At 37.6% G+C, this 4,620-nt stretch carries 5 protein-coding genes; all 5 read right to left on the minus strand.

From position 1 onward, the window contains the following. Window positions 1-80 precede the first annotated feature (80 nt). Window positions 81-641, minus strand: a complete 561-nt coding sequence (locus B5E95_RS10180; protein ID WP_087176937.1) for a PBECR4 domain-containing protein — start codon at window positions 639-641, stop codon at window positions 81-83. A 407-nt stretch (window positions 642-1,048) separates the two neighbouring features. Beyond that, window positions 1,049-2,038 (minus strand): C40 family peptidase, encoded by a 990-nt coding sequence (locus tag B5E95_RS10185; protein ID WP_087236563.1) that lies wholly within the window; start codon window positions 2,036-2,038, stop codon window positions 1,049-1,051. Between the two features lie 151 nt (window positions 2,039-2,189). Continuing rightward, window positions 2,190-2,903, minus strand: coding sequence for a C40 family peptidase (locus B5E95_RS10190; protein WP_087176935.1), 714 nt, complete (start codon window positions 2,901-2,903; stop codon window positions 2,190-2,192). A gap of 325 nt (window positions 2,904-3,228) precedes the next feature. Further along, window positions 3,229-3,780 (minus strand): C40 family peptidase, encoded by a 552-nt coding sequence (locus B5E95_RS10195; protein WP_025006326.1) that lies wholly within the window; start codon window positions 3,778-3,780, stop codon window positions 3,229-3,231. A gap of 332 nt (window positions 3,781-4,112) precedes the next feature. Then, on the minus strand, window positions 4,113-4,620 hold a 508-nt coding region (locus tag B5E95_RS10200), incomplete at its 5' end, for an RNA-guided endonuclease InsQ/TnpB family protein (protein WP_143437602.1).

Raw genomic sequence — 4,620 nt, forward strand, 5'->3', positions numbered from 1 at the left:
AGGGAAGTCGAACGTATGTCTCTATTTTTAGAATAAAAAAAGCTGACTGCTAGGTCAGCTTGGCCCTATCCATCCCCGCATTAAAATACGGGGATTTTCGGGCGTTTTTCATTAAAATCTTGTGATTCAATTCTAACAACTGAGGCACCTTTCTCAAACATCTTTTTATGAAAGTTTAATAATGATTGTGGAATTGCTTTTGCACTTTGATTTATCAGTGTTAATGCCAAAAGTTGTCTAGACGTACGTAATGCATAATCATAGTCGAGCACCAAAAATCTTCCCCGACCAGTTAACCTAACATTGCCACTAATCAATTCAGGAAATGCGCTTAAAACTTGTAATTTTTGAAACGTAGTTCCGTCTTTTTTGATCAAAACTTTGTCTAAATCTATTTTTCTGTATTTAGCACTAAGGAAAAAATTCTTACTACCCCTTAAATATGAAACACCACATAAGTGCATAAAATTAGTAACAGATGCAATCACTGTAATTGAAGTCTTAGCCGTATAAAACGTTACTTTCTTATTAACAAAAGTAGCCTCATAAAAAACAGCAGCTCTATGAATATCATCTAAGAACCGGTTAATGTATGAATATTCTCTAGGTCTTAATTTTCTATAATTGTATTTTTTACGCATTATTCTCTCCAAAAAAAATGAGTCCACACATAATGTGCGAACTCATCATGGTCGGTTTAGTTCTGGTGTCTGCCACCTGCTTGGCCCTTATGTCCAAGATTAAATATCGAGATTAGTTCTGGTTCTCGCAACCTGTTAGGCCCTTACGTCCTATTGAAATATCAGATTGACCATGAGCCGACCGCTCATTAGGAACTTGTTCCTGTGCCATTATTATACAAAATGAGCAAATCTAATACAAGATAATCGATTATTAGATATTAGAACACTCACAAGTATAAGGTAAAAAGGGGCAAATATTACACTTATACCTTTAGATTTTTTAGACAAAAAGGGCATTTGAAGTAGAAAATAAAAAGTAGTTACTTTGCAATTAATACATAGTAACTACTTTTTTAATATTCAAATTATAAAACTCTCTTAACAATCGTTGGTGCAAAGTAACTAGTCATTGTCTGCAAGATCGTACCTTGTTCAGGTGTTGCCGCATTGACATATTGATTATTACCAATGTAAATGGCTACGTGATATGGTGCGCTTTCTGAACCCCAGAACAACAAATCTCCTACTTGTAAATTGCTTGCGGAAACAGGTTGACCATTAGCCTGACTCTTTTGGTAAACTGTTTGACCAACCTTAACTTGATCATAAGTCGTGCGAGGTAAGTTCATACCAGCCGCATTCTTAAAGACATATTGCACCAAGCTAGAGCAGTCAAAGCTGTCTGGACCATTAGCACCCCATGCATAAGGCTTACCAACTTGTTGCTTAGCTAAAGCAACGATGGCACCGGCCTTACTTGAGGCTTGCGTTGATGCAACCTTCTTGGTAGTTAACTTTTTACTAGTCTTTTTCACTGCCGCATCAACAATTTGCTTAGCCTTCTTCACCTTAGCGGCCTTAGACTTAGTCTTAGTCGACTTCTTGGTACTTTTCTTAGTTACAGTACCCAAAGAAATAACGTTATTAACTTTCGTCGTTGTTTTCTTGCTCGTCTTCTTTGACTTTTTGGTCGTCTTCTTCTTGGTAGATACGTTGGTTACCTTGTCCTTAGTTTTGGCATTGGTGGAAGCCGGAGTGTCCATCCCGACATCAACGGTGTAACGCGCTTCAATCCATTCACGCGTACCAACCTTATACCAAAGGTTACCTTTCTTATCTACAGCAGTTTCGGCAACGTTCCAAATAGTACCGTCTTTTGCACGGTAACCCATGAACTTACCCTTATTATAATTAGTCCAAATGTTTAAGCCCTTACCGGGTAAATAATTAATCTTTACCCTCTTAATCGCAGTAAAGTTGGCTGCGCGGACAGTTTTCAGCGACGTAATCGCAGAGACACCTGTGACAGTAAGTGCCGCAGCTGCTCCCAACTTAAATAATTTATGTTTAGTCATTCTTCAATCCCCTTAGTAGCAAAACTTACTACTTTATAACTAACGACTTCATTATTGCATTTACGCAGAAAAAGAGCAACTAACAACGATTAGTATTTAATAATGCAAAAAGTGAGCTAAAACATAGCTCACTTTTGATTAATAATCTTTTTTATAAAACACGCTTAGCAACACTTGGGTAGAAGTAACTACTCAAAGTTTGCTTGATAACGCCTTGACCAGGTGTAGCTGCGTGAATGTATTGATTGTTACCAACGTAAATACCTACGTGATATGGAGCTGAAGCTGAACCCCAGAAAAGCAAATCACCAGGTTGAAGGTTATTCATAGAAACAGTTGAACCTTGCTTAACTTGATCGTAAGTAGTTCTACCGATGTTCACACCAGCAGCCTTTGAGTAAACGTATGAAGTAAGACCTGAACAGTCAAAACCGTTGGCACCGGTACCGCCCCATACGTAATTCTTACCAAGTTGTGCTTCAGCTAAAGTAACAATAGCTGATGCATCACCAGTTGCTTGAACTGACTTCTTAGCCTTCTTGGAATTAGCTGGCACAGTGTATTGAGCCATGATCCATTGGCCTTCACCAACTTGGTACCAAGTACGACCCTTCTTATCAGTTGCTTGGTTAATAACATTCCAAGTAGTGCCGTGTGGTGCACGTTGACCAGTAAAATGACCATGGTTGTAATTATCCCAGATATTAACACCATAACCTGGAACATAATTGATCTTTACTCTAGTAGTAGCAGCTTGAACATTAGCAGTAGTTGAATCTGGCTTAACAGCACTTACTGTAGCTACACCGGTCAGAGTTAAAGCAGCAGCTGCAGTAACTTTTACAAAATTACTTTTAATATTCATATATTCTCCTATTATGTTTATATCTATATCACAAGTTATTAGATTTTTATATTTTGGTAACGAAAATTTATTTTATCGGAAAATCTTTAAACTTAATTAACTATTCAACAGACTCTATAATAAATGCCTTATGTTACATGAATGTTACAAAAGTAATACTAATTTAATAAATATTAAACGGCTTACATTTCTTCAAAAACAGTCAAATGACATAGATGAACCACATAGAACTAAAAATAATTTACTATGTAAAAAAAAGAGCTAGGTGAAATTCACCTAACTCCTTTTACTAATAATCTTTAGAAAGACATAACTTTAAATGTAATTAGTCGATAACACGCTTAGCTGATGATGGGAAGAATGATGCTAAGGTTTGAGTCTTAACATTTTGACCAGGAGCTGGAGCGTGAACGAACTTGCCACCGCCAATGTAGATACCTACGTGGTAGTTACCCCAGAATAACAAGTCACCCTTCTTAAGCGTCTTAGTTGAAACTGAAACAGTCTTACCAAGAGTGATTTGACCGTAAGTAGTTCTTGGCAAAGTCTTGTTAATTGCGTTCTTGTAAACGTATGAAGTTAAACCTGAGCAGTCAAATGCGTAAGGGCCCGCTGCGCCCCAAACGTAAGGTTTACCGATTTCCTTCTTAGCAAGCTTAACAATTGCGTTACGCTTCTTAGTAACAGCAGAAGTCTTCTTAACGGTACTTGCAGCTGGAGTTGAAGTTTCGATATCTGACATTGAATTGTCAGTATTTACAGTACTGGTTGAAACTTCGTCAGCGTGAACAGTAGCTGGAACATTAATAGCTGAGATACCTGTAAAGAAAATTGATAAAGCTGCAGTGTATTTAACTAAAGTACGTTTTAAATTCAAAATTAATTGTCTCCCTTAAATTATAGATTTCGTTTATTTAACATTTGTTTCAAATTTAATTGATTTCTTAAATCAGTTGACGGTTAATATAATACCTTCTGAATGTTACATAATTGTTTCAAAAGAACTACCATCACGTTAAGAAACCTTGTATAGTCAACTACCCTAGACTGAAGTCTAGGGCTTAGTGGCTCGTTAGCTTACGCTAACCAGAACACCAACTTGCTTAGATACGGACTTGACTTACCAGCAATAGTCTTTTGACTATTGCCGATAGAGGTCGTCTATTTACCAAAGCCTTTTAAGTCCGCGAATTGCTAGCGGACTGCAGCCTAGCTTAGGCTGCTTTTTTCTTTTATTTTAGGATTCTGCCACTTGCCTAATCCTTTTTCTAGAATATTCACTGCCGCATTCCAATCACGAATATGATGCGTCTGACAGATTGGACAAGTCCATTCCCGATCCTTAAGGGCTAATTTCTTATAACCGTTTTGGCCCATAATACTGCCACATTGATGGCATCTTTGGGTGGTGTACTTAGGATCAATTGTTAGAAATTCTTTGCCATATAGATCTGCCTTATAAGCCAGCATGTTCAGGAAGCTACGCCAACCAACATCTGAAATAGCTTGAGACAGGGCATGATTCTTTAACAGATTTCTGCTTCTTAGTTCCTCGGCAACTACTAAATCGTGGTTTTTGATTAGTGCAGTTGAGAGTTCTTGCAAGAAGTCATTACGCTGTCTTCTGATCTTGTCGTGCAGTTTAGCTACAACTAAACGCTGCTTTTGATAGTTTTTTGCTAGCCGCAAATTGCGTCCTTCTTTTTTAGCCCGGCGC

This window comes from Lactobacillus gallinarum (assembly GCF_002160635.1).
Lineage (GTDB): Bacteria > Bacillota > Bacilli > Lactobacillales > Lactobacillaceae > Lactobacillus > Lactobacillus gallinarum.

Coding starts and splice junctions, on each gene's coding strand:
- B5E95_RS10185 (WP_087236563.1), bottom strand. CDS start 2,038: ATGACTAAACATAAATTATTTAAGTTGGGAGCAGCTGCGGCACTTACT.
- B5E95_RS10180 (WP_087176937.1), bottom strand. CDS start 641: ATGCGTAAAAAATACAATTATAGAAAATTAAGACCTAGAGAATATTCA.
- B5E95_RS10190 (WP_087176935.1), bottom strand. CDS start 2,903: ATGAATATTAAAAGTAATTTTGTAAAAGTTACTGCAGCTGCTGCTTTA.